The sequence below is a fragment of the Pseudomonas schmalbachii genome, from assembly GCF_017589465.1.
Taxonomy (GTDB): Bacteria; Pseudomonadota; Gammaproteobacteria; order Pseudomonadales; family Pseudomonadaceae; genus Pseudomonas; species Pseudomonas schmalbachii.
In genome coordinates this window covers 373,713-398,386 of sequence record NZ_JAELYA010000003.1, presented here as the reverse complement: position 1 = coordinate 398,386, position 24,674 = coordinate 373,713, and the positions used below count along the sequence as shown (strand labels likewise).

At 65.1% G+C, this 24,674-nt stretch carries 17 protein-coding genes; 10 read left to right on the top strand and 7 right to left on the bottom strand.

The features are described 5' to 3' along the window. Nucleotides 1–8 precede the first annotated feature (8 nt). The 6 genes from JFY56_RS10550 to JFY56_RS10525 form a co-directional block, all read right to left on the bottom strand. Nucleotides 9–773: an SDR family NAD(P)-dependent oxidoreductase gene (locus JFY56_RS10550; RefSeq protein WP_208313605.1), complete on the bottom strand. Its 765-nt coding sequence runs from the start codon at nt 771–773 to the stop codon at nt 9–11. 422 nt (nt 774–1,195) lie between these two features. Next, entirely contained in the window at nt 1,196–3,868 is a 2,673-nt protein-coding gene (locus tag JFY56_RS10545; protein ID WP_208313604.1) for a LuxR C-terminal-related transcriptional regulator, read from the bottom strand. Between the two features lie 164 nt (nt 3,869–4,032). Next, nucleotides 4,033–4,821, bottom strand: a complete 789-nt coding sequence (locus tag JFY56_RS10540) for an SDR family NAD(P)-dependent oxidoreductase (protein ID WP_208313603.1) — start codon at nt 4,819–4,821, stop codon at nt 4,033–4,035. 146 nt (nt 4,822–4,967) lie between these two features. After that, nucleotides 4,968–5,744 carry an SDR family NAD(P)-dependent oxidoreductase gene (locus tag JFY56_RS10535; RefSeq protein ID WP_208313602.1) on the bottom strand — a complete coding sequence of 259 codons (777 nt, stop codon included), beginning with the start codon at nt 5,742–5,744 and terminating at the stop codon, nt 4,968–4,970. A gap of 76 nt (nt 5,745–5,820) precedes the next feature. Continuing rightward, the gene (locus tag JFY56_RS10530; RefSeq protein ID WP_208313601.1) at nt 5,821–6,570 is read right to left on the bottom strand and encodes an SDR family oxidoreductase; all 750 of its coding nucleotides are present in this window, start codon (nt 6,568–6,570) and stop codon (nt 5,821–5,823) included. A gap of 76 nt (nt 6,571–6,646) precedes the next feature. After that, nucleotides 6,647–7,780, bottom strand: coding sequence for a CaiB/BaiF CoA transferase family protein (locus JFY56_RS10525; protein ID WP_208313600.1), 1,134 nt, complete (start codon nt 7,778–7,780; stop codon nt 6,647–6,649). 347 nt (nt 7,781–8,127) lie between these two features. Here JFY56_RS10525 and JFY56_RS10520 point away from each other — a divergent pair, with 347 nt between their 5' ends. Beyond that, nucleotides 8,128–10,830 carry a LuxR C-terminal-related transcriptional regulator gene (locus JFY56_RS10520; RefSeq protein ID WP_208313599.1) on the top strand — a complete coding sequence of 901 codons (2,703 nt, stop codon included), beginning with the start codon at nt 8,128–8,130 and terminating at the stop codon, nt 10,828–10,830. 366 nt (nt 10,831–11,196) lie between these two features. Here JFY56_RS10520 and JFY56_RS10515 read toward each other — a convergent pair whose 3' ends face one another. After that, entirely contained in the window at nt 11,197–13,725 is a 2,529-nt protein-coding gene (locus JFY56_RS10515; protein WP_208313598.1) for a LuxR C-terminal-related transcriptional regulator, read from the bottom strand. Between the two features lie 600 nt (nt 13,726–14,325). Here JFY56_RS10515 and JFY56_RS10510 point away from each other — a divergent pair. From JFY56_RS10510 to JFY56_RS10470, 9 genes are all read left to right on the top strand, one after another. Then, nucleotides 14,326–15,696: a DUF1329 domain-containing protein gene (locus JFY56_RS10510; RefSeq protein ID WP_208313597.1), complete on the top strand. Its 1,371-nt coding sequence runs from the start codon at nt 14,326–14,328 to the stop codon at nt 15,694–15,696. 591 nt (nt 15,697–16,287) lie between these two features. Beyond that, nucleotides 16,288–18,090 carry a DUF1302 domain-containing protein gene (locus tag JFY56_RS10505; protein ID WP_208313596.1) on the top strand — a complete coding sequence of 601 codons (1,803 nt, stop codon included), beginning with the start codon at nt 16,288–16,290 and terminating at the stop codon, nt 18,088–18,090. A gap of 11 nt (nt 18,091–18,101) precedes the next feature. Beyond that, nucleotides 18,102–19,469 (top strand): DUF1329 domain-containing protein, encoded by a 1,368-nt coding sequence (locus tag JFY56_RS10500; protein WP_208313595.1) that lies wholly within the window; start codon nt 18,102–18,104, stop codon nt 19,467–19,469. A gap of 87 nt (nt 19,470–19,556) precedes the next feature. Continuing rightward, nucleotides 19,557–20,744 (top strand): lipid-transfer protein, encoded by a 1,188-nt coding sequence (locus JFY56_RS10495; protein ID WP_208313594.1) that lies wholly within the window; start codon nt 19,557–19,559, stop codon nt 20,742–20,744. Between the two features lie 60 nt (nt 20,745–20,804). Beyond that, nucleotides 20,805–21,242, top strand: coding sequence for a MaoC family dehydratase N-terminal domain-containing protein (locus JFY56_RS10490; RefSeq protein WP_208313593.1), 438 nt, complete (start codon nt 20,805–20,807; stop codon nt 21,240–21,242). A gap of 10 nt (nt 21,243–21,252) precedes the next feature. Then, nucleotides 21,253–21,672 (top strand): MaoC family dehydratase, encoded by a 420-nt coding sequence (locus JFY56_RS10485; protein WP_208313592.1) that lies wholly within the window; start codon nt 21,253–21,255, stop codon nt 21,670–21,672. A gap of 69 nt (nt 21,673–21,741) precedes the next feature. Continuing rightward, nucleotides 21,742–22,572, top strand: coding sequence for an SDR family NAD(P)-dependent oxidoreductase (locus tag JFY56_RS10480; protein WP_208313591.1), 831 nt, complete (start codon nt 21,742–21,744; stop codon nt 22,570–22,572). A 116-nt stretch (nt 22,573–22,688) separates the two neighbouring features. Continuing rightward, nucleotides 22,689–23,834, top strand: coding sequence for an acyl-CoA dehydrogenase family protein (locus JFY56_RS10475; RefSeq protein ID WP_208313756.1), 1,146 nt, complete (start codon nt 22,689–22,691; stop codon nt 23,832–23,834). 164 nt (nt 23,835–23,998) lie between these two features. Then, complete coding sequence (locus JFY56_RS10470) at nt 23,999–24,601, top strand: DUF2889 domain-containing protein (RefSeq protein WP_208313590.1); 603 nt, start codon at nt 23,999–24,001, stop codon at nt 24,599–24,601. The last annotated feature ends 73 nt before the right edge of the window (nt 24,602–24,674 follow it).

Below are 24,674 nucleotides of genomic sequence, written 5' to 3'. Positions count from 1 at the left end.
GTGGGTGATCAGCCGGCGGTTACGCCGCCGTCGACGGTATAGGCGGAGCCGCTGACGAACGAGGCTTTGTCCGAACTCAGCCAGGCGACCAGTTCGGCGACTTCCTGGGGCTTGGCCATGCGGCGGATGGCGGCGCGGCGCAGTTCCGCCTGGATCAGCTTGTCGGCGACGAGATCGTCCCCGGTAGTGGTCATCGGCGTTTCGATGTAACCCGGGCAGACCGCGTTGATGCGGATGCCGTGGCGGCCGGCTTCCAGCGCGCTGGCCTTGGTCAGGCCGATCACGCCATGCTTGGATGCGCAATAGGCGGAACCGGAAATGGTGCCCTTCAGACCCATGATCGAGGCGGTGTTGACGATCGCGCCACCCTTGCCACCTGCTTCCATGGCCTTCAGCTCGTGGACCATGCAGTTGAAGACGCCGGTCAGGTTGATGTCGATCACCCGTTGCCAGTTTTCCACGCCGTAGTCGGCGGTAAGGTGCGGGTAGCCGCCAATGCCGGCGTTGTTGAAGGCGATGTCGAGCTGGCCGAAGCGCTCCAGGGTCTGCTCGACCATGCGCTGGCAATCGGCGTCGCTGCGTACGTCGACCTTCACGGCAATGGCTTCGCCACAGAACTCGGCGATCTGCGCCACGGTGGCCTGGGCGTTCTCCAGGGAGATATCGGCGACCACCACGCGGGCGCCCTGTTGAGCGAACAGCAGAGACGTGGCGCGACCGATGCCGGAGCCGCCGCCAGTGACGATTGCGACCTTGCCTTCGAGGTTTTGCATTGTTGTTGGCCTTCTGCAGATATTGGGGAGCCCCGGATGCCGGGAGCTGTAACGGAATGATGCAGAGGGCGGTGATGAGGTGTCGTCGTCCGAAACGACGGTTTTGCGGGGGGGCCGTACCCCGCACGCATCGATCAACCTGCAGGGGCGCGCAATGCACGCGATATCGGCGGCGCCGGCATTTCGCGGGCATGGCCCGCTCCTACGATCAGCCGCGGGGCGAACTCCTACAAAAAAGCACCCTCGGTCGCAAGGCAGTTGCTCCTACGGATGCACCGGCGTTGCGATGCAAAGGCAGAGCGTAGGGTGGAAATCGCGAAGCATTTCCACCTTGTCGTGGGGCCGGGGCGGTGGACAAGCGGAGCGTTGTCCACCCTACGCCTAGGGCGTGCCTCGCGACGATGCTCAGCCCGCTCCGAACCTCAATCGAGCAACCCGAGCTGCCGTGCGATGGCCACGGCGTGGGTGCGGCTCTGGCTGTTCAGCTTGACGTTGATGTTGCGCAGGTGGGTCCGCACCGTGGTTTCGCTGACGAACAGGCGGTCGGCGATTTCGCGGTTGCGCAGTCCTTCGGCGAGCAGGCGCAGCACGCCGAGTTCGCGGTCCGAAAGCAGGCCGGCCGCCGCGCCCGCGTCCTTCGAGGAATATTCCTCATGGCCGGCGAGCAGGGTGTCGAGCAGCGCCTGTGCGTCGTCCTGCATGGCGCCGTGGCTGCCGCGCAGTTCCGCCAGCAGGGCAAGCAGCTCCGGACCTTCGTCGGCGAAAGCGCGTATGAAGCCTTCGGTTGCTGCCCATTGCAGGGCTTCCAGCAGGCACGCGTGGCCCTCTGCGGTTTCGCCGCTGGCGCAGAGCGCCTGGCCGAGCAGGATTCGCAGGGTCAGCGCCTGGCGCTGGCGCTGCAGGGCCTGCGCCTGTTCCAGGGCTTGCCGGGCGGCGCTGGCGGCCTGCGCAGCGGCGCCGTTGTGCAGGTCCAGGCGGATGCGCGCCAGCGCCGGCGATTCGATGTCGTTGGCGTGCGCCACCAGGTTCTGGAAGGGCGCCCAGGTTCGCGCGCTGCTGGCGCTGTCGAGCAGGTCGGCGGCGTTTTGCAGGCTGCCCTGCAGCAGGGCGATCCGCGAGCGTTCCAGGCGCGCGCTGGCGACCAGCCGTGCCAGGGCCTTTTCGTGGCCCAGCGCCTCCAGTTCCGCCAGCAGCAGGTCGGCCCGCTCGGTATCGCCACTCAGGCGGCTGATGCGCGCCAGTACGCGATAGCTGGTGATCAGCTGGTCCGCCGCCGCCGCCTCCTTGAGTACCGGCAGATACAGGTTCAGCAGGCGCTCGGCTTCTTCCAGTTCGTTGCGCTCGTACAGCGCTTCGGCGAGCACGGCTATCGCCACGACGCTGCCGGACAGGTGGCGCATGGCGCTCGTCGAGCCGCTGGCCGGCGCGGTACGCAGGCGGGCGATGGCCCCGCGCAGCTGGCCCTGGGCCAGGTCGATGGCGCCCAGCATGGCGTTGGCCAGGGGGCCGACGAAGGTATCGCCGATGCGCAGGTGGCTCTGGCCGGCCTGGCCGATGATGTCCCTGGCCTGCTGGAAGCGGCTGGCAGCCGTCAGGCAGAAACCGTAGGAGTTGGCGAAGATGCCGTAGGCGAAGCCCAGGCTCGCGGATTGCCGTTCCGCGTAGTCCTGCCAGCGGCGAGTCGCTTCCGCTATCTCGTCGCGCATGGCACAGATGAACGCCTGCAACGCGTCCGCCTGCTCCGTGAGCGCCCCGTCCCGGGCGGAGCGGGCGCAGAGTTCGCGCACGCGCCGCAGCAGCGGTTCGGCCTGCTCCGGATGATTGCCGAGCGTCAGTCCCCAGGCATGCACCAGCAGCAGTTGCGGGTGATCCTGCAGGCGGCCGTCCAGCGCGGGGGCATGGAACCAGCGCACCAGCAGGCGCGTACGGCCCTGCCAGAGCAGACCTTCGGCGTGGCGTTCGAGCAGGCCGATCAGCCACTGGCTGTCGGCGCAGCGCAGGGCGTGCTCGATGGCCGGTATCGGCCGGCCCACCTCGGCGTACCAGGCGCTGGCGCGGCGATGCAGCAGCGGCACGCTGTCCGGCTCGGTCTGGCGCAACTGGTTGCGGAGAAACTCGCGGAACAGCGGGTGGTAGCGATACCAGCGCCGCTCGGTGTCCTGCGGGCTGAGGAACAGTTGTGCGGCTTCGACCTGCGCCAGCAACGCGGCGCTGTCGTTGCGTTCCAGCAGGTGGTTGCAGAGCGGCGCGCACAATTCGTCGAGCAGGCTGCTGCGGACCAGGAATTCGCGCAGCGCTGCCGGCTGGCGGGCCAGCACGTCTTCCAGCAGGTACTCGCCGAGGGCGGCGTTGGCGCCGTCGAAGGTGTCGACGAAGGTCTGCGGGTCATCGCGTCCCTGCAGGGCCAGCGAGACCAGCCACAGCGCGGTGACCCAGCCTTCGGTGCGTTGCTGCAGGCGGCGCAGTTGCTCGTCGTCGAGTTCGAGGCCATGCAGGTGGCGGAGGAATTCGCTGGTTTCCTCTGGCGTGAAACGCAGGTCCGCGGCGGCGATTTCCAGCAGTTGGCCGTGCGCGCGGAAGCGTCCGAGACCGATGTCCGGCGCCCGTCGCGAGCCGATCAGCAACTGGCCGTGGGCGGGGAGGTCGCCGGCGATCTGGCGCACCAGGTCGAGCACGGTCGGATTGTGGATCGCCTCGAAGTCATCGAGGAACAGGGTGAACGGCGAGGACAGCACCAGCAGGCGGTTGGCCAGGTCGATCGCGGCGCCTTCGATGGCATTGTCGTCGCCCAGCGTCGGTGCGAGGTCGGGAGCGATGTTCTCCAGGGCGGCGGCCAGATGGCTGATGAAGCGGCCGACGTCGTTGTCGGCATCGTCCAGCGTCAGCCAGGCGACCTGCCGGCCGTCGCGGCGCAACAGCTCGTAGGCCTGGCGCATGATGGTCGACTTGCCGAAGCCGGCCGGTCCCTGCACCACGACCAGGCGTGCGTGCTGGCTGGCGCGGATGCGCTCGACGATCCGCTGGCGCGGCAGCGATGTACCGGCGCCGAGAGGCGGGGCGAGTTTCGACCGGCGCACACGCGGTGACGGGGTCATGTTGTGCAATTGATCCTGTGGTCCGCTCGGCATTGGCATGGGCCTGACTGCTGGGATGAGCCATTATCCCGAGCCGGGCCGGGCTTGCATACCGCCCTGTTGGGGCATTGTGCAAGCCAGGCAGCGTGGTTGCCGGGGTGTCCGGCGTGCACGCTGTGGCGAGACTACAGGGTGCGGACGAGGTGGCCGCCGTCTACCGGCAGCACGGTGCCGGTGATGTATGCGGCGGCGTCGCTGGCCAGCAGCAGGATGGCGCCTTCCAGGTCCTCAAGCTGACCCGCGCGGCGCATCGGCACGAACTCCCGCATGTAGGACGTGCCCATGTCGCTGTCGAGGAAACCGTCGGTGATCTCGGTCTGGTAGAACCCCGGGGCGATGGCGTTGACGCGGATCTGCCGGTGGGCAAGCTCCAGCGCCAGCGATTTGGTCAGCTGGATCACACCGGCTTTCGCCGTGCAGTAGTGGCTGACCAGGTGCTTGACGCCCAGGCCCATGATCGAGGCGATGTTGATGATGCTGCCCGGACGCTTGGCCTTGGCCATGCGCTGCGCGCCGCACTGGGCCACGCGCCAGACGCCGTCGAGGTTGGTCGAGATCATCTCGCGCCAGTGCTCTTCGGTCAGCTTCAGGGCGGTCTCGTGGTGGGCGATACCGGCGTTGTTGACCACCACGTCGATGACACCGAATACCTTTTCGGCGGCATCGAAGGCGAGTTCGACGCTTTCGCGGCTGGTCACGTCCATCGCGACCGGCAGGACTTCGCCGCCGTTCGCGCGAATGTCCGCAGCGAGTTGGTCGAGGCGGTCGATCCGGCGTGCGCCGATCACCACGCGGGCGCCGGCGGCGCTCAGGGTCTTCGCCAGATGGGCGCCGATACCGCTGGAGGCGCCGGTGACCAGTACGGTCTTGCCGACCAGGGAGAATTTCTGCAGAACAGTGGGGGATTCTTTCATCACAAGGCTTCCGTGGAGCAACTTACAGGTTTAGGCGGTCAGCGGAGTGACCGCGCGGTGGAGTCTCCTCGAGTACAGGTGTCTGCGCCCGTGCGTGCGTGCACTGGATTGTTGTAGATCTGGCTCAGTGCGCGCCGGGCAGGTCGTTACAGGCTGTTGACCAGATGGCCTCCATCCACTTCCAGCACGGTGCCGGTCATGAAGGCGCCGGCGTCGCTGGCCAGCAGCAGGAACGGGCCTTCCAGGTCCCGCAGCGTGCCCAGGCGGCGCATCGGCACCATGTCGCGGATATAGGCTTTGCCCTTGTCGCTTTCGAAGTAGGCGTCGTTCATTTCGGTGCGGAAGTAGCCGGGGGCGATGGCGTTGACGCGGATGTTGTCGCGCGCCAGTTCCAGCGCCATCACCTTGGTCAGCTGCACCACGCCGGCCTTGGCGGCGCCGTACATGGTCTGGCCGAAGCCGGCGCGCACGCCGAGGATCGACGAGATGTTGATGATGCTGCCCGGGCGGCCGGCCTTGTGCAGGCGCTGGGCGGCGCACTGGGCGACGCGCCAGACGCCGTCCAGGTTGGTGGAGATCATGTCGCGCCAGTCGTCTTCGCTGATGTCGAGGGTGCGCTTGCTGTTGGCGATGCCGGCATTGTTCAGCACCACGTCGACCACGCCGAACGCGGCTTCGGCGGCATCGAAGGCGGCTTCGACGGCGGCGCGGTCGGTGACGTCCAGGGCCACGCTGATGGCTTCGCCACCGGCGGCGCGGATTTCCTCTTCGACCCGGGCGAGGCGGTCGGTGCGGCGGGCGCTCAGCACCACGCGGCCGCCGGCGCGGGCGGCCGCACGCGCCAGATGGGCGCCGATGCCGCTGGAGGCGCCGGTGATCAGGACGGTCTTGCCGGCCAGGGAGAAGTTGGGTTGCTCGGTCATGCAGGAACCTGCTTCGAAATGCGCGGAGAAAAAAACGGCCACTTCACTGTGGCCGTATCAAAGGGACTTCCGTGCGTCAGGCCGCCGAGATGGCGCCGTCCACGACCATGGCATGACCCATGGTGAAGCTGGCCTGGTCGCTGCACAGGTAGAGCACCGCGTCGGCGATTTCTTCCGGGCTGCCCATGCGGCCGGCCGGGTGGTAGACGGTCTTGTCGACCGCGCCGTCGATCACGCGCAGGCCCATGTCGGTCTCGATCAGGCCCGGGCAGACGGCGTTGACGCGGATGCCTTTCTTGGCGAATTCCACTGCCGCCGACTTGGTCAGGCCGATCACCGCGTGCTTGGAGGCGGAGTAGATGCTCATGTTCTTCACGCCACGGATACCGGCCACCGAGGCGGTGTTGACGATGGCGCCGCCGCCCTGGGCCGCCATGACCGGCAGCTGGTACTTCAGGCACTGCCACACGCCCTTGACGTTGACGTTCATGATGGCGTCGAACTCGCTTGCCTCGAAGGTCGGCAGGCGGTCCTTCTTGCCTTCGATACCGGCGTTGTTCACCGCATAGTCGAGACGGCCGTAGGTGGCCACGACCTGCTCGACCATCGCCTTGACGTCGGCTTCGCTGGTCACGTCGCAACGGACGAAGGTCGCTTCGCCACCGGCATCGCGGATCAGTTGCACGGTGCCTTCGCCGCCTTCGGCGTTGAAGTCGGCGACGGCTACCTTCAGGCCTTCGGCGGCGAAGGCGAGGGCTACTGCGCGACCGATGCCGCCAGCGGCGCCGGTGACCAGGGCGACCTGGCCGGAGAATTTCATTGCCATTGTTGTACTTTCCTCAGGAGGGAGCAGGGCTTGCTCGGGTTCGCCCCGGCCCCTGCGACGGGACCGGGGCTTGCAGTCAGGCGATGGCGCCGTTGGTACGCAGGGTGGCGATTTCCGCTTCGCTCAGGCCCAGCTCCTGGAGGACTTCCAGGGTGTTGCCGCCATTGCGCACCACCTTGCCGGGGACGGAGGGGGTGCGCGAGAAGCGCGGCGCGGGCGAGGGCATCAGCACGCCATCGCTTTCGAAGAACATCTCGCGCGCCTTGTTATGCGGATGGTTCGGCGCCTCGTTGAAGTCCAGCACCGGCGAGAAGCAGGCTTCGGTGCCTTCCAGCAGTTCGCACCACTGGTCGCGGGTGCGGCTGAGGAACAGTTGCTCCAGCCTGGCGCGCATCTCCGGCCATTCCTTGACGGCGTATTGCGACTTGAAAGCCGGCTCGTCGGCGACGCCGCAACGCTGTATCAGTTCCTGGTAGAACTGCGGCTCCAGTGGGCCGATGGAGATGAATTTGCCGTCGGCGCAGGTGAAGCAGCCATAGAAAGGGGTGCCGCCATCGAGCATGTTGCTGCCGCGCTGATCGCTCCACTTGCCGTTGTGTTTCATCTCGTAATACATCGAGGCGAGCAGGGTGGCGCCGTCGCAGATGGCGGCATCCACCACCTGGCCCTTGCCGGACTTCTGCGCTTCGAACAGTGCGGCGAGTACGCCGGTGACCAGGAACATGGCGCCACTGCCCATGTCGCCGACCATGTGCAGCGGCGGGGTCGGAGCGCGGTCGGCGTGGCCCATGGCGTTGACCACGCCGGACAGGGAGATGTAGTTGAGGTCATGGCCGGCGGTCGGCGCCAGCGGGCCGCTCTGGCCCCAGCCGGTCATGCGGCCGTAGACCAGTTTCGGATTGCGTGCCAGGCACACGTCCGGCCCCATGCCCAGGCGCTCCATCACGCCGGGACGGAAGCCTTCGATCAGAACGTCGGCTTCGTCGATCAGTTTCAGCAGGACTTCGGTCGCGCCCGGCTTCTTCGGGTCGATGGCGATGCTGCGGCGGCCACGGCCGAGCTTGCTGCCGTCGCCGTCGAAGAAACCGGCGGCCATACGGTCGATGCGGATCACTTCCGCGCCCATGTCCGCGAGGATCATGGTGGCGACCGGCGCCGGACCGATCGCATTCATTTCGACTATCTTCACACCTGCCAGTGGGCCTGCCATTGCTTGTCTCTCTATCACTGAATTCGTTTAGGAAGAGGCCTCCGCCCTCCGGACGGAAGTGGCTTTCTGCCCGCGATTGCAGGGGACTTCCGCGGTGCGCTGGCACCGTCGTCCCGGTCGTCGCATGACCGAAAATCCTGATGACAAAGGTTAACCTGCCTGCGCAACGCTACAATCGTCCGAAAATATGAACGTTGCCCGTGCGCCGGACTGCCCCCGGAACAGGGCGCTCCCGGGCTACAAATAGCCGACAGCCGGACGCCTGCAAGCGTGGCAGAATGCGCCTCCAACCAAGAACAACCATCAGCTGTCCGGGCGTCATGGATGGCCAGACTGCTGGAGATTACATGCCCGAGCACAAGAATCAGTTCTCTTCCGCCAATGCCCCCGTGCGGGATGAAGTTGGCACCGCGCAGGCACCCGCAGGGCCGTCCGGGAAAAGCGTGCAACCCGCCAGCATGGTCCGCCTCAAGCTGGTGGATCAGATGGAAAATGCGGGCTCTGCGAAGCTCATGCTGATCCGCGCGGCGGCCGGTTTCGGCAAGTCCACCCTGCTGCGCCAGTACCGCGAACGTTGCCGGGCAACCGGCAGGCAGACCGCATGGCTGAGCCTGGAACCGACCGACAACGACCTGTCGCGCTTCATCTCCCGGCTCGACGCCTGCGTGGGGGAGCTGGACCCCGAGGGCCTCATCGAGGGCGGCGTCCTCGATACCATCAGCGATGTGGAACCCGTCTACACGCTGCTGGAAAGCATTGCCGGCCAGGCCCGGCCGTTTTCCATCCTGCTCGACGAGTTCGAGGTGATCCAGAGCCCCGCGGTGCTCAACTTCATCCAGCAGTTGCTGGCCGCGTTGCCGCCGCACGGCTGCCTGGTAATCGCCTCGCGCACCGCGCCGGAAATCGGCCTTGGCCGTATCCGCGCGCGCGGGCAGTTGCTCGAAGTGGACCCCGGCGCGTTGCGCTTCAGCCTGGAAGAGACCGGCACCTTCCTGCGCGAGACGCACCGGCTGCAGCTCGACTCCGGCGACATCGCCGCCCTGCATCGCTGCACCGAAGGCTGGATCGCCGCGCTCTACCTGGCGGCGCTGTCGCTGAAAGGGCGCGACGATCCGTCGGCGTTCATCCAGTCCTTCTCCGGCTCGAACCTGAACCTGGCGGCCTATCTGGCCGAGCAGATCCTTGCCCAGCAGAGCGAGGAGTGCCGCCGCTTCCTGCTGCAGACCAGCGTGCTGAACCGTTTCTGCGCACCGCTCTGCGATGCGCTGACCGGCCGCAACGATTCCCAGGCGATGATCGAGAGCCTGCTGCGTGCCAACCTGTTCCTGTTCCCGGCGGACGAGGAACAGCGCTGGTTCCGCTATCACAGCCTGTTCGCCGGCTTCCTGCAGGATGTCCTGGAGCGCCAGACTCCCGGCGCGGCCCGCGAACTGCATCGTGCCGCTGCGCACTGGTATCTCTCGGTGAAGCAGCCGATACCGGCCATCGACCACCTGATCAGCGCCGGCGATACCGACGAGGCGATCGCCCAACTGACCGAGCATCTCGACGATCTGGTGCGCGGGGGACTGGTGCGGCTGCTGGTGCGCTGGCTGGCGCAGCTCCCGCCGGCGGCGCTGGGGCATTCGCCCAGGCTGCAGCTGGCATCCGCTTGGGCGCTGGTGCTGTGCCGCCGCTACCAGAGCGCCCAGGAGTTCATCGCCAGCTACCGTCCCAGCCCGGAGATCGAAAGCGCCAGGGTGATACTGCTCGCGTGCACCGACCGCATGGAGGAGGCCTACGAGTTCGGCCAGTCGCTGCTCCGCCGTCTGCCGACCGACGATCATTTCGTCTACGGGCTGACGGCCAACACCATGGCCTATGTCATGCAGGCCACGGGGCACTACGAGGAGGCGCGGCGTCTGCTGTCGGAAGCCATCCCGTACGTTTCGCAGCAGGGCGCCGGCTTCATGAGGAACGTGGCCGCCAGCGTCGAAAGCATTCTCGACCTGGCCCAGGGCCGTCTTGGCAATGCCCTGGCCCGCCTGCAGGCATTCACCCAGCAACAGGCGGATACCGCTGCGGACAACCAGTTCGGCGCCCAGATCTCGCTGGATATGATCCGCTCGGTGACGCTCTACGAGGTGGATGACCTGGAGGGGGCGCAGCGGGTGCTCAACGAAGGGCTGTCCTACAGCATCGACAGCGGTGTGGCGGACGCGTTGATCAGCAGCCACGTGCTGCTCTCGCGCATCGCCGCCCTGCGTGGCGATACGGTGGCCGGGCAGCGCTACCTGAACGACCTGGAAACCATCGGCCGTGACGGCGGCTCCTCGCGCATCCAGTGCTCCGCGTGGATGGAGCGTACCCGCGTCGCCACCCTGGAAGGGCGCCTGGATGCCGCCCAGCAGGCGCTGCGGCAGGTCGAGAAATACAGCGACTGGGATCGGCCGGACGTCTTCATGTACAGCAATGACGTGGATACGCCGGCCATCACCCGCCTGCGGCTGCGCGTCGCCCAGGGACAATGCGCGCAGTCGCTCGACGGCCTGCGCGAGGCCATCGCCGAAGCGCAGGGGCACAGCCTGATGCGGCGCGCGCTGAAACTGCGCCTGCTGCACGCCCTGGCGCTGGATGGGGCGGGGCGGCAGACGGAGGCCTTCGATGTGCTTACCGAAGCGCTGCAGTTCGCCAGCCATGAAGGCTTCCTGCGCACCTTCCTCGACGAAGGGAAGCGTCTGGCGGAGCTGTTGCAGCGCTGGGCGGTGACCTTCCAGGCGCGCAGCCGCAGCCTGGGCATCGCGCCGGGGTTCCTCGCCGATCTGCTCAAGCGCCTGGAGCCGGCCCGTCAGGACAGCGCCAGCGATGGCGGCCGCGACGCCCTGACCAAGCGGGAGCTGCAGATCATCCGCCTGCTCGCCGATGGCTGCCCGATTCCGGAAATCGCCACCAAACTGTTCCTTTCGGAAAACACGGTGAAGACGCACATCCGCAACGTCAGCGTGAAACTCGGCACCCACAGCCGCAACGAGTCGCTGGCCATCGCCCGGGCGCGGGGATTGCTGGATTGATGCGCTCCTGATCGCGGGCAGCAATGCCCGCCGTAGGTTGGCGCTGAGCAACGCGAAGCCCAACATCTGTTGGGGCCTGCACCGTTGGGCTTCGCAAGCTCAGCGCCAACCTACGGTTCGGCGTACGCATGTGGATCGTAGGATGGGTTGAGCGAAGCGATGCCCATGAGCCGGCGGCGAGTCGTCAATGTGGTGTCGGCGCGCTCTTGTAGGAGCGCGCCATGCGCGCGATACCCTGGCAGGAGAGTAGGGCGGGTGAAACCCGCCAGCCAATGGAGTGGTGGCTTGGCGGGTTTCACCCGCCCTACGCCTGCGCCTTGTAGGAGCAAGCTGGCTCCTACCGTCCCAAGTTCACCTTTCCGCCCGTCAGGCCAGCACGCCTAGCGCCCGGGCGCGCACGATGGCCTGGGTGCGGCGGACCACGCCCAGCTTGTTGTTGATGTTCTTGGTATGCGCCTTGACCGTATTGGTCGAGATGTACAGCCGCTCGCTGATTTCCGGGTTGGACAAGCCTTCGGCCATCAGTTCGAGGATGGAAAGTTCGCGGGAGGTGAGTTCCTCGCCCTTCCTCAGGCTGCCGGTCGGTTTGCTTTCCTGGTGCGCCTGGCCGATCGACGGCCGGGGACTGCGCAGCGGCAGGGCGAACGGTTTGCTGAAGGGCGTTTCCTGCTGCGGCGATTCGCGCCGGAACTGGGGCTGGGGGTTCTGCTCGAAGCCTTTCAGGGTCTGCTGGGTTTCGTCCCACAGGCGCAGGTAGTTCAGCCGCTGGCAATCCTTTTCCAGGGTCTGCAGGCGCCTTTCCGCCTCCTTCACCCGGCCGAGCTGCTGTTCCGCGCGAGCCAGCAGGAGCTGGTTGCGTTGCGGCAGCGACGGCGAACTGATGGTCGTGGAGCGGGCATTCGAACCGCGCAGGTACTCTTCCAGCATGCGTGCGAGCGACACCGCCTGCTCCCATTCGCCCTGGCTGACCAGCACGGTCAGCGACTGCAGGTTGAGCACGCCGCGGTAGAAGGATTCGGTCACGTTCGCGCACTGCATGCGCCGCTCGGCATCCTGCAGGTAGCGGTACGCCTGCTGGTAGTCGCCACGGCTGGCGCTCACCTTGGAGCGGTTCAGCAGAGCGACCAGGGTGAACGGGCCGACATGGTCCTGCCCGTGCCGCAGGGCATCGCGCAGCGCGCTGTCCGCGCCGTCCAGGTCGCCGCGCTTCAGGCGCAGCTTGCCGCGAACCACCAGCAGGCGGCCGAGCATCAGGTGATGGCGGTTGCCGTCGGCTGCCAGCAGTTCGAGGCTTTCTTCCAGCAGTGCCTCGGCCAGCTTCGTTTCGCCGCAGAGGACCATCTGCCCGATGCGTTCGCTGTTGATCAGCACCTCGCTGGCCAGGCAGCGCTGGCGCCGCGCCAGTTCGACCGCTTCGAGCAGATATTGCTGGGCGTGCAGCGTGTCGCCATCCGCGGTCGCCATCCGCGCAAGGGAGGCATAGCCGAGGAAGGAAACGTGCCAGTCGCCGCTGTCCAGGCGATCCAGGGCGGCCAGGCAATACTCGCGGGCCACGTCGCATCGGCCGAGGAAGCTCTGCATGCTGCCGTACAGCGATTGCCAGATCGCCAGCAGGCGCTGGTTCTCTTCGGCCGATGGTTGCGGCAGGAAGTTCTCAAGGCGCGCCAGCGTGGTCTGCGCCTCGTCCATGCGGCCACCGATCAGCAGCGCGGTGGTGTTGAGGAAAATAAGGTTCGGCGTGCCTTCCAGGAGATCCATGGGCAGCTGCTTGCGCCAGGCGTAGAGGGTCTGCACGTTGCGCCGTTCGTACAGCCAGTTCGAGCGCAGGCGATCCATGTAGTTGACCGCCACGTCCGGGTGCCCGGCGCTCAGCGCCAGTTCGATGGCGTCATCGAGGAAACCCAGGCCTTCGAGGATGCGACAGGCATTCAGGCGCAGGCGGCCGATCGTCGAGGTCACCGCGGCGCCGCGCAGGGCGTTGGCCACTGCGGGGAGCATGCAGTACCACTCGCCGGTCTGGTCGAGCGGCTGGAAGAACGATTGCGATTGCAGCAGTTCGCGGAACAGCTTCTGTGCGTCCAGATCGTCCCAGAGTTCGGTGCAGAGGGCGGCCGAGAAGCGCGGCAGGTGCGCCAGGCCGACCAGCAACTCGCGCTGCTGGTCATCCAGGCGCGATACCAGTTCATGTTCGAGATAGTCGCGCAGCCAGTGCAGGCCGGCGTGGGCGCTGCGGCGATGAGCGCTGAGCAGGAGCTTGCTGCCGGCGCACCAGCCGAGCGTCTGCTGCCAGATTTCCTCGGCGACGGCGCCCGCGGCGGTCGGAGCGTGCAGGGCCACCATCGCGTCGAATTCTTCGCGGCTGAAGGCCAGCGCATCCGGGCCCAGTTCGAGCAGTTCGTCCTGCATCAGCAGGCGCGGCAGGTTCCATGCCGGGCGTTGCCGGCTACTGACCCATACCTGCAGCGGCGCGTTCGACTGCACCAGCAGGTGGTTGACCAGGCCGTCGAGTTCGTCGCCCGCGGTGGCCGGGTAGTCGTCGAGCACCAGGTTCGCGGGTTTGCCGAGGGTTTCCAGGAAGCGCAGCAGGGCGGGGCCGTTGTCGATCCGCGCGGGATCGCCTCCCAGCTGGGCGGCCACCTGCGCACAGAACTGCGCGATATCCAGCGCCTGCCCGCCAAAGTCGACCCAGGCGCGCTGTGCGCTCTGGCGCAGGCAATCCCTGATCAGCGTGGTCTTGCCGTAGCCGGCCGGCGCGCACAGCAGGTGCAGGCGCTGCTTGCTGGCGGACAGCTGGGTTAGCAGGGTGGCGCGCGACAGAGACTCGGCGTGTGGGGTTGCCATACCGGCGTTCGACTTCGAGGCATCCAGGCCAGCGGTGGAAATAGGCTGCAACATCTCGTGCTCCAGAAACAGCGGAATCGGCCGGCATCCAGGACGGATGGGGACGGATTCCCTGTGGCAACGACGCTTTCAGGAAGGAGTAAAGGTACTGTGCGCGATTCTTCGGGATCACCCGCAAGGGACAAATACTACTTTCGGGCGAATCCTGGGGTGTCTTCGGAAAATTCGCGTGACTCAGGACAAGAGTCTGCGTGGTAGTTACGTACGATTCAGCTGAGCCTGGTCGTGACTGTGCAGTCGGAATCGGGACGGTGTAACAGCAGGCGTAACGCCTTTGGAAAACTCATGCCGGATGAGGGGTTGCAGCCGTGGCGTTGCGCTCTTCGGCCGCCTGAATCGGCTGCACTGTTACCTTTTGTATCCGGTGTCGATTCTGAAATTGATGCTTTGGGGTGAGGTGAAATCATCCCCCGAGGCGGTTCCGGATCGGGTGATCCGCTGCCTAGCATCGACTCACCACCAGTTGCCTGAGGCGGAGGGTCGTACCACCCGATCGATGAAACACCCTTCGCCCGTGACCTGAACAGCAATGCCGATCCCGACCCCGATTCGGCGTGAAATCCACGTAAGCAAGACAGATGCAGGAACCGAAGTATGAAAACAACAACAATGGTGAAAATGGGTGCTCTGGCTTTGTCGCTGCTGGCAAGCAGCGTGATGGCAGCCGTTTCGCCTGACGAGGCGGCCAAGCTGGGCTCCACCCTGACCCCGCTGGGCGCCGAGAAGGCCGGCAACGCCGACGGCAGCATTCCCGAGTGGACCGGCGGCCTCAAGCCCGACGCCGCGCCGGTGGATGCCAACGGCTTCCTTGGCGATCCGTTCCCCAACGACAAGCCGCTGTTCGTCATCACCAAGGCCAACATGGAGCAGTACAAGGACAAGCTGACCCCCGGCCAGCAGGCCATGTTCCAGCGCTATCCGGAGACCTACCGGATTCCGGTGTTCCCGACCCGCCGTACGGCCGCAGCGCCCCAGGCGGTCTACGACGCGGTGAAGAAGAGCGCGCTGACTACCGAATCGGTGAACGGCGGTAACGGCCTGAAGAACTTCGAGCAGTCCCGCTACGTCGCCTTCCCGATTCCGAAGAATGGCGTGGAAGTGGTGTGGAACCACGAAACCCGCTACCGCGGCACCAACTTCGACCGCATCGTCGCCCAGGCCACCCCGCAGGCCAATGGCGCCTACACCATGGTCCAGATGCGCGAGACCTCGGCATTCCCGCAGTTCATGTCGGATGTCAGCCCGGAGAAGGGCGCCAACTACCTCTTCTACGTGAAGCAGGAAGTGGTCGCGCCGGCTCGCCTGGCCGGCACCGTGGTGCTGATCCACGAGACCATCGACCAGGTCAAGGAACCGCGCCTGGCGTGGTCCTACAACGCCGGCCAGCGCCGTGTGCGCCGTGCCCCGCAGATCGCCTACGACGGTCCGGGCACCGCCGCCGACGGCATGCGTACCGCCGACAACTCGGACATGTACAACGGCGCGCCGGATCGCTACGACTGGAAACTGGTCGGCAAGAAGGAAATGTATATTCCGTACAACAACTACCGGCTGCAGTCGCCGAAGCTGAAGTACGCGGATATCGTCAAGCCGGGCCATATCAATCAGGATCTGACCCGCTACGAACTGCACCGTGTGTGGGTGGTCGAGGGCACCGTGAAGCCCAGCGAGCGGCACATCTATGCCAAGCGCACCTTCTTCGTCGATGAGGACACCTGGTCCATCGTCGAGGCGGATCACTACGACGGTCGCGGCCAGCTGTGGCGCGTCGGCGAAGGCTACCAGGCGCTGGATTACCGCCAGGGCGCCAGCCTCTACGCCGCCCAGGCGCTGTATGACGTGATCGCTGGTCGCTACGCGGTGCTCGGCATGAGCAACGAGTCGAAGCATGCGCCGATGTACGACCAGAAGCAGGCAATGAACGACTTCACTCCGGCCGCCCTGCGCAACGCCGGTATTCGCTAAGCCACCAGACGGGCCGCGTGACGGCCTGCCGTGGGAGTCCCTGCGGCAGGCCGGCGCGGCCTTCTTCTTTAATACAGTCACGTCTTTTCCGCGCCATTCCGCTTTCCGGGTAATGGAGCCGCCGGGGGGTGATGCCAGGGAGGGTTATCGCTGCCATATGACACTTCGTCCCGTGGCAAGGATTTGCCTCTCACCCGTTTGGATCGGGTGCAGTGCGAATCCCTCTCATTCTGCTGGCATACAGGTCGTGAATGGCTTTCTGGTGGCGTAATTGTCACCTCGAAAGTTCCCCTGTGGGGCGATGCGCCCAAGGATGGTGCGCAGCGTTGGCGGGCCTGGTAGCAGCACTGTCGTAACACTTTGAGTAACGTTGCCAAGGCCACGCCGGACTAAGGTTTGACCGGATTTCGCCCCGCGCGGGCGGGGAGGGGATGTCCCGCCGTGTGCGTCGCTGTTGTTACCTTCGGTGCCGTGGTGGTGGGCGAAATTGGTGCTTTGGGGTGGTACGAAACTACCCCGTCAGGCAATTCTTGGACGATCGTCCCGTTGAATAGGATGCGGCTCCCGTTGATACCGTAGTCGGAGAGCCGCATGACAAGAACAATGATGCGCGCCGCGTTTCAGCCGCATCTGCTGAGCGCTGCCGTTGCTTTAGGGCTGAGTGCTCAGGCCAGTGCCATTGACTTCAATATTGGCGAAATCGAAGGCAAGTTCGATTCCTCGCTGTCGGTGGGGGCCAGTTGGTCCGTGCGTAGTGCCGATCCGGACTACATCGGCGCGGCCAATACCATGGGCAAGCGCGGCAGGGGCGCTGCCACTGTTGACGATGGTCGCTTGAACTTCAAGAAGGGCGAAACCTTCTCGAAGATCTTCAAGGGCATTCATGACCTGGAGCTGAAGTACGGCGAGAGTGGCGCGTTCATTCGCGGCAAGTACTGGTACGACTTCGAGCTGAAGGACGAGCACCGTCTGTTCTATGACATCGACGACAGCGGCCGCGAAGACCTGGCCAAGTCCTCCGGTGCGGAATTCCTCGATGCCTTCGTCTACCACAACTACAACCTTGGCGAACTGCCCGGCAATGCGCGCTTCGGCAAGCAGGTTGTGAGCTGGGGCGAGAGCACCTTCATCCAGAACGGCATCAACGTGATCAACCCGATCGACGTGGCCGCGCTGCGCCGTCCCGGTGCCGAGGTGAAGGAAGGCCTGATCCCGGTGAACATGTTCTACCTGTCCCAGGGGCTGAGCGAGAACATCACCGCCGAGGCCTTCTACCAGCTGCAGTGGGAGAAGACCATCGTCGACAACTGCGGCACCTTCTTCGGTACCGATGCCGTGGCCCAGGGCTGCAACGACCGCCTGGTCGCCGCCGGTCCGGACCTGGCTCCCGGCATATCGCCGAATACCGGCCTGCCGGTACTGGCGGGAAGGGCCCAGCCTTTCAGCAGCAATGCCTACTTCCCGCGGCTGGAGGACAACGAGGCGCCGGACAGCGGCCAGTACGGCCTGGCCATGCGCTGGTTCGTGCCGGAGCTGAACGATACCGAGTTCGGCGCCTACTACATGAACTATCACAGCCGAAATCCGTACATCAACATGATCGCCCGCGATGCCAGTCTGCCGACTACCGGCTCCGCGCAGGTCGATCCGATCCGCCAGTCCCGTTATTTCATCGACTACCCGGAAGATATCCGCCTCTACGGCCTGAGCTTCCAGACCAACCTTGGCGGCACCTCGGTTGGCGGCGAGGTCAGCTACCGGCCGAACATGCCGTTGCAGCTGTCTTCTCCGGACTTCATCGCTGCCGCGGTGAACGGTACGGGTCCGTTGATCACCACTGGCGGTGCGACCTTCGTGCCAGGCCAGGAAATGACGGCCTACAAGCGTATGCCAGTGCTGCAGGCGCAGATGACCGCCACCCAGTTCTTCGACCAGATCTGGGGTGCCGATCGCCTGACCGTGGTTGGCGAGGTGGGCTACAACCGCATCAACGGCCTGGGCGATACCGATGGCAGCGATCTGCGCTTCGGCCGCAGCCCGGTATTCGGCGCGGGTCCGAGCAGCACCTGCACACCGAATCCGGCCACCAACGCCAAGTGCAGCGCCCACGGTTTCTACACCACCGACTCGTGGGGCTACCGTGCTCGCGCCAAGCTGGACTACAGCAACGTGTTCGCCGGTATCAACCTGTCGCCGAGCCTGGCCTGGTCGCATGACGTGGATGGCTGGGGTCCGAACTTCGATGAAGGCAGCAAGGCCATCAGCGTCGGCATCGATGCCGACTACCTGACCACCTACACCGCCAGCCTGAGCTACACCGACTTCTTCGGCGGCGACTTCAGCACCAACGGCGACCGCGACTTCGTCGCCCTCAGCTTCGGCGTGAACTTCTGATTAATAGTGGTATGAATTCGATGAAACTGTTGAAAACCGGTGCCCTGGCACTGACCCTGCTGGCTACCAGCGTGATGGCGGCGGTTTCGCCCGACGAAGCCGCCAAGCTCGGCACCAGCCTGACTCCGCTGGGCGCGGAGAAGGCCGGCAACGCCGATGGCAGCATCCCGGCCTGGACCGGCGGCCTGAAGAAAGGCGCTGCGCCGGTGGTGAACAACTTCCTCGGCAACCCCTTCGAAGCCGAAAAGCCGCTGTTCGTCATCACCAAGGACAACGTCGACCAGCACAAGGACAAGCTGACCGACGGCCAACTGGCCCTGTTCAAGCGCTACCCGGATACCTACAAGATTCCGGTGTATCCGACCCATCGCAGCGTGGCCGTTCCCCAGGAACTCGCCGATGCAGCGAAGAAGAGCGCGCTGAACACCACGCTGGTCAAGGAGCTCAGCGGTCCGGAGAAGATCGAGTCGCACTACATTCCGTTCCCGATTCCACAGAGCGGCCTGGAAGTGGTGTGGAACCACCTCGCACGCTACCGCAGCGGCAGCAACTACTCGCGGCAGATCGCCCAGGCCACTCCGCTGGCCAACGGCAGCTACACTGTCGTGCAGATCGAGGAGCAGTGCGCGTTCCCCTGGCGGATGGCTGATGCCGATCCGAAAGCCACCGCGAACATCCTCTATTACTGCAAGCAGACCGTGACCGCGCCGTCGCGCATGGCCGGCACCGTGTCGCTGGTGCACGAGACCATCAACCAGGTCTCCGAGCCGCGCATGGCCTGGGCCTACAACGCCGGCCAGCGCCGCGTGCGCCGCGCCCCGCAGCTCGCCTATGACGGCCCGGGCACCGCCGCCGATGGCATGCGCACCGCGGACAACTCCGACATGTTCAACGGCGCTCCGGATCGTTACGACTGGAAACTGGTGGGCAAGAAGGAAATGTACGTCCCGTACAACAGCTACACGATGGCATCGAACAAGCTGAAGTACGCCGACATCGTCAAGCCCGGCCACATCAATCAGGACCTGACCCGTTACGAGAAGCACCGCGTATGGGTGGTGGAAGGCACCGTGAAGGCGGGCGAGCGGCACATCTACGCCAAGCGCCGCTTCTACGTCGACGAGGACACCTGGGCCATCGTCGAGGCCGACCATTACGACGGCCGCGGCCAGCTCTGGCGCGTGGCTGAAGGCCACCTGATCAACGATTACGAGCATGGCGGCAGCTTCTATTCCGTACAGACCCTGTACGACCTGATCGCTGGACGTTACGCCGTTCTTGGTATGGTCAACGAATCCAAGGCTGGACAAGATTTCAGCTACAAGCCGAGCGTTCAAGACTTCACCCCGGCTGCCCTGCGTAACGCAGGTATTCGATAAGAACCTGCTGTACCGAGGCCGCCCGCCAGCGAGCGGGTGGCCTGCAGCAGAACCCTTGCAACACTGATAAGAAGCATGGAGAACGTGATGTCGCAAAAACCTTATGTAGCCGGTGTTGGCATGATCCCCTTCGTCAAGCCGGGGACCAGCGGCACTTACATCGAGATGGGTGCTGAAGCTACCCGTCTCGCCCTGCAAGATGCAGGCCTGGACTACAACCTGGTGCAGCAGGCCTACGTCGGCTACGTCTACGGCGACTCCACCTGCGGCCAGGCCGCCCTGTATGAAGTTGGCATGTCCGGCATCCCGGTGGTCAACGTCAACAACAACTGCTCCACCGGCTCCAGCGCCCTGTTCCTGGCTCGCCAGGCGGTGGAAAGCGGCGCCGTCGAGTGCGCCATCGCCCTGGGCTTCGAGCAGATGCAGCCCGGCGCGCTGAAGACCCAGTGGGACGACCGTCCGGGCCCGATGGGCGCGTTCGTCGACCTCACCCATGAACTCGCCGCCGAGGCAGCCGGCCTGCCGATGGCGCTGGCCATGTTCGGCGGCGCCGGTCAGGAACACATGCAGAAGTACGGCACCCAGATGAGCACCTTCGCCGCCATTCGCGCCAAGGCCAGCCGTCACGCCGCCAACAACCCGCTGGCGATGTTCCGCAAGGTCGTCACCACCGAAGACGTGATGAACGACCAGGTGATCTGGCCGGGCGTGATGACCCGCCTGATGGCTTGCCCGCCGACCTGTGGCGCCGCTGCCGCGATCATCTGCTCCGAAGCCTTCGCCAAGAAGCACGGCCTGCGCACCGACGTGGCGATCCTGGCCCAGTCGATGACCACCGACCGTCCGGTTGCCATCGAGGCGCGTTCGATGATCGAAGTCGTTGGTTTCGACATGGCCCAGCGCGCTGCCAAGGAAGTCTACGAGAAGGCCGGCGTCGATCCGCGCGACATCCGCGTCGCCGAGATGCACGACTGCTTCGCCCACAACGAGCTGCTGACCTATGAATCCCTGGGCTTCTGCCCGGTGGGCGGCGCCGAGAAGTTCGTTCTCGACGGCGGCAACACCTACGGCGGCCAGGTGGTCACCAACCCGTCCGGCGGCCTGCTCTCCAAGGGCCACCCGCTGGGCGCCACCGGTCTGGCCCAGTGCTACGAGCTGACCCGTCAGCTGCGCGGCACCGCCCAGGCTACCCAGGTCGAAGGTGTGAACCTCGCCCTGCAACACAACCTCGGCCTCGGCGGCGCCTGCGTCGTCACTCTGTACGGCCGCGCCTGAACCCTTGCGTGCGCGCCTTCGGGCGCGCGCCTTGAAGCATCCTGAAAGGAGAGAAGTGAAATGGCAGACAAGAGTCTGATCGGCCGCTCCCTCGGCGTAACCACCGCCGACGTGGAAAAAGGTCGCCTGCGTTTCTTCGCCAAGGCCATTGGCGAGACCGATCCGGTCTACACCGACGAAGCCGCCGCCAAGGCTGCCGGCTACAAATCCCTGCCGGTCCCGCCGACCTTCCTGATGTGCCTGTCCGGCGAAGGCCGCGATCTCGAAGAACAGCTGCGCATCTACGAATTCGACCTGGGCCGCATCCTCCATGCCGAACAGGGCTTCGTGTACCACAAGGCTGCCGTGGCCGGTGACACCCTGACCTTCGAAACCAAGGTTGCCGACGTCTACGAGAAAGCCGGCGGCCGCCTGCAGTTCGTGGTCAGCGAGACCCGCGTCACCAACCAGGATGGCGAGCACATCGCCGACATCCGTTCGTCCCTCGTGCAGCGTTGAGGAGCCACCGATGAGCAACGTTCAATTCTCCGACATCCAGGTTGGCGACGAGATCCCGCTGCTGAAGCTGGACCCGATCAACCGTACCACCCTGGCCCTGTACTGCGGCGCTTCGGGCGACCACAACCCGATCCACATCGACATCGACTTCGCCCGCAAGGCGCGCATGCCCGACGTCTTCGCCCACGGCATGCTTTCCGCTGCCTACCTCGGCCGCCTGCTGACCAACTGGGTTCCCCAGGCTCAGCTGCGCAGCTACTCGGTGCGCTTCACCGGCATCACCCAACTGGGCCACGTGCCGACCTGCACCGGCAAGATCACCGAGAAGTTCGAAGAGAACGGCGAAAAGCGCGTTCGCCTGGCCATCCGCTGCGGCAACCAGTACGGCGACGAGAAGCTCGTCGGCGAAGCCGTGGTCGCCCTGGCCTGACATGCGTAGGGCGGGTGCAACCCGCCAATGAAAGAACTGCAATCTGCCTGAAAATTTAGGAACGAATAAATGAAAAAGCTCGAAGGTAAAGTCGCCCTGGTAACCGGCTCCGGCCGTGGCATTGGTCGTGAAGTAGCCCTGCAACTGGCTGGCTACGGCGCCAAAGTAGTGGTCAACGACCTCGATGCCGCTCCGGCTGAAGAAGTGGTTGCAGAAATCCGCGCCGCCGGCGGTGAAGCCGTTGCCTGCGTGGGCAGCGTTACCGCTGTCGACTTCGCCGACCGTTTCGTGCAGACCGCCGTGCAGAACTTCGGTGGCATCGACATCATCGTCAACAACGCCGGCTACACCTGGGACAACGTGATCCAGAAGATGTCGGACGAGCAGTGGTACGCGATCATCGACTGCCACCTGACCGCTCCGTTCCGCATCCTGCGCGCCGCTCAGCCGATCATCAGCGCCGCTGCCAAGGCCGAGAAGGCCGAAGGCAAGGAAGTCATCCGTAAAGTGGTGAACATTTCCTCCGTCGCTGCTGGCGGTAACGCTGGCCAGACCAACTACTCCTCGGCCAAGGCCGGCATCCTGGGCATGACCAAGACCCTGGCGAAGGAGTGGGGCCGCATGAAGGTCTGCGTGAACGCCGTTGCTTTCGGCTTCATCCAGACTCGCCTGACCGAAGCCCTGGCCGGTGCCGACAGCAAGACCGTCAACATCGAAGGCCGCGAAATCAAGGTCGGCGTACAGCAGTCCCTGATCGACGCCGCCAGCATGACCATCCCGCTGGGCCGCCCGGGTACTCCGGTGGAAGCCGCCGGTTCCGTCGTCATGCTCTGCCTGCCGGAATCCGACTACGTTTCCGCCCAGACCATCATCTGCGGTGGCGGTAACGGCAGCCTGTAACAGTCGTTCGCCAGGCAAACAGGAGCAGCCCATGCCCGCATTCCCGCGGCCATGGGCTTGCTCCCATGAAGAAGCCCCATGCCCGGGGCTATGACAAAGAATTCGAGGTATTCGTGATGCTGGAAAATTACCGTTCGCCCTGGATGGACGCCGATGTCGAGGCATTCGCCGACAGCGTTCGTCGTTTTGTCACCGATACCCTGGCGCCCCGCGAAGACAAGTGGCGCGAGGATCATCGGTCCGATCGCGAGTCCTGGCTGGCCTGCGGCGAGATGGGCATGATCCTGCCCGACGTCGACGTCGAATACGGTGGCTCCGGCGGTACCCCGGCACACCTGGCTGTAGTCATCAACGAGCTCAACTATGCCGGCGTTTCCGGCCTTAGCCTGGGTATCAACCACATCGTCGGCCACTACATCCTCGACGATGGCACCGAAGAACAGAAGCAATACTGGCTGCCGAAGATCGCTTCCGGCGAGTGCATCTGCTCCGTCGCCATGACCGAGCCGGGCACCGGTTCCGACCTGCAGGCCGTGCGCACCCGCGCGGTGAAGAAGGGCGACAAGTACGTCATCAACGGCGCCAAGACTTTCATCACCAACGGCCAGCTGAGCGACATGGTCGCCGTGGTCGCCAAGACCGATGCGGCCGCCGGCTCCAAGGGCATCTCGATCTTCCTGGTGGACACCAAGCTGCCGGGCTTCCGTCGCGGCAAGTGCCTGGACAAGGTCGGCATGCCGTCTTCCGATACGTCCGAAATGTACTTCGATGACGTCGAAGTGTCGGCCGACTGCCTGCTGGGCGGCGTGGAAGGCAAGGGCTTCTACACCCTGATGAAGCAACTGCCCTACGAGCGCGCCCAGATCGCCCTCTGTGCCGCAGCCCAGATGGAACGCGCACTGAAGCTGACCGTCGAGTACACCAAGGAGCGTACCGTCTTCGGCAAGCCGGTGATCGAGTTCCAGAACAGCCGCTTCGTGCTGGCCGACGTCAAGGCCACCGCGCTGGCCGGCCGCACCTTCTGCGACCACATCGTCCAGCAGTGGATCGACGGCAAGCTGGATTCCACCCTGGCCTCCATGGGCAAGTTCTGGCTGACCGAGCGCAACAGCGAAGTCATCGACAAATGCCTGCAGCTGTTCGGCGGCTACGGCTACATGAACGAGTACCCGATCGCCCGCATGTTCGCCGACGCCCGCGTTGCCCGCATCTATGGCGGTGCCAACGAGATCCAGCGCGAGCTGGTAGGCCGCTCGCTCTGATGGCTGGTGCGGCCGGTTCAACGAACCGGCCGCACTGACCCAGGTTTGGAGCACCGACGGGGGCTCGTCGTGGAGAACCCCGCGTCGCCAGGGACGGCATCCGATTTTCAGCGTGCGCTCTGCTGCGTACGCCGCTACTGCTCATGTGTTTCGAGATGGTCGTGATGAAGGACGCTGCACCGAACGAGCCGACGCGCCAACTGCTGCATACCCGCCAGGTTGTATGCACCGGTTATCTGCGTAGCGACGGGCTCATCGATATCGAGGGGAGGATGCAGGACATCAAGCCGGAAGTTTCCAATACGGCTTTCCGCATCGTGCCTGCCGATACTCCTTTCCACCAGATGACTCTGGTGATGACGGTCGACCAGGACTTCGTTATCCAGGAAGTCAAGGCCTCGACCGAAGCGGGACCAACGCCGGTCTGCGGCAGCGTCGCTTCGGCGTACTCGGCCCTGAAGGGGCTGAGGGTCGGTCCGGGCTTCAAGAAGCAGGTCGCCGGCATCGTCGGCGGCGTGAAGGGCTGCACCCATCTGACGGAGCTGCTCGGCCCCATGGGCACGACCCTGATCCAGAGCACCTTCGTGATGCGCACCGAGACCAACCGGCAGCGCCGGGAGGTCGACCCGAGCTACGTGCGTCCCCGGCCCTGGGTGATCGGCACCTGTCATGCCTACCACCCCGACGGCGAAGCCGCGCGCCGCATATGGCCGGAAGGCTACGCCAACGAGGCGCAGGCGGTCCGCATCGTGGCTGGTGCCGAATGAACATGGAACTGCCTGCGAAATTCCACTGCTGTCGCCGGAAGCGTGCCGGTTGCCAGCTGCATCAATCGATTCA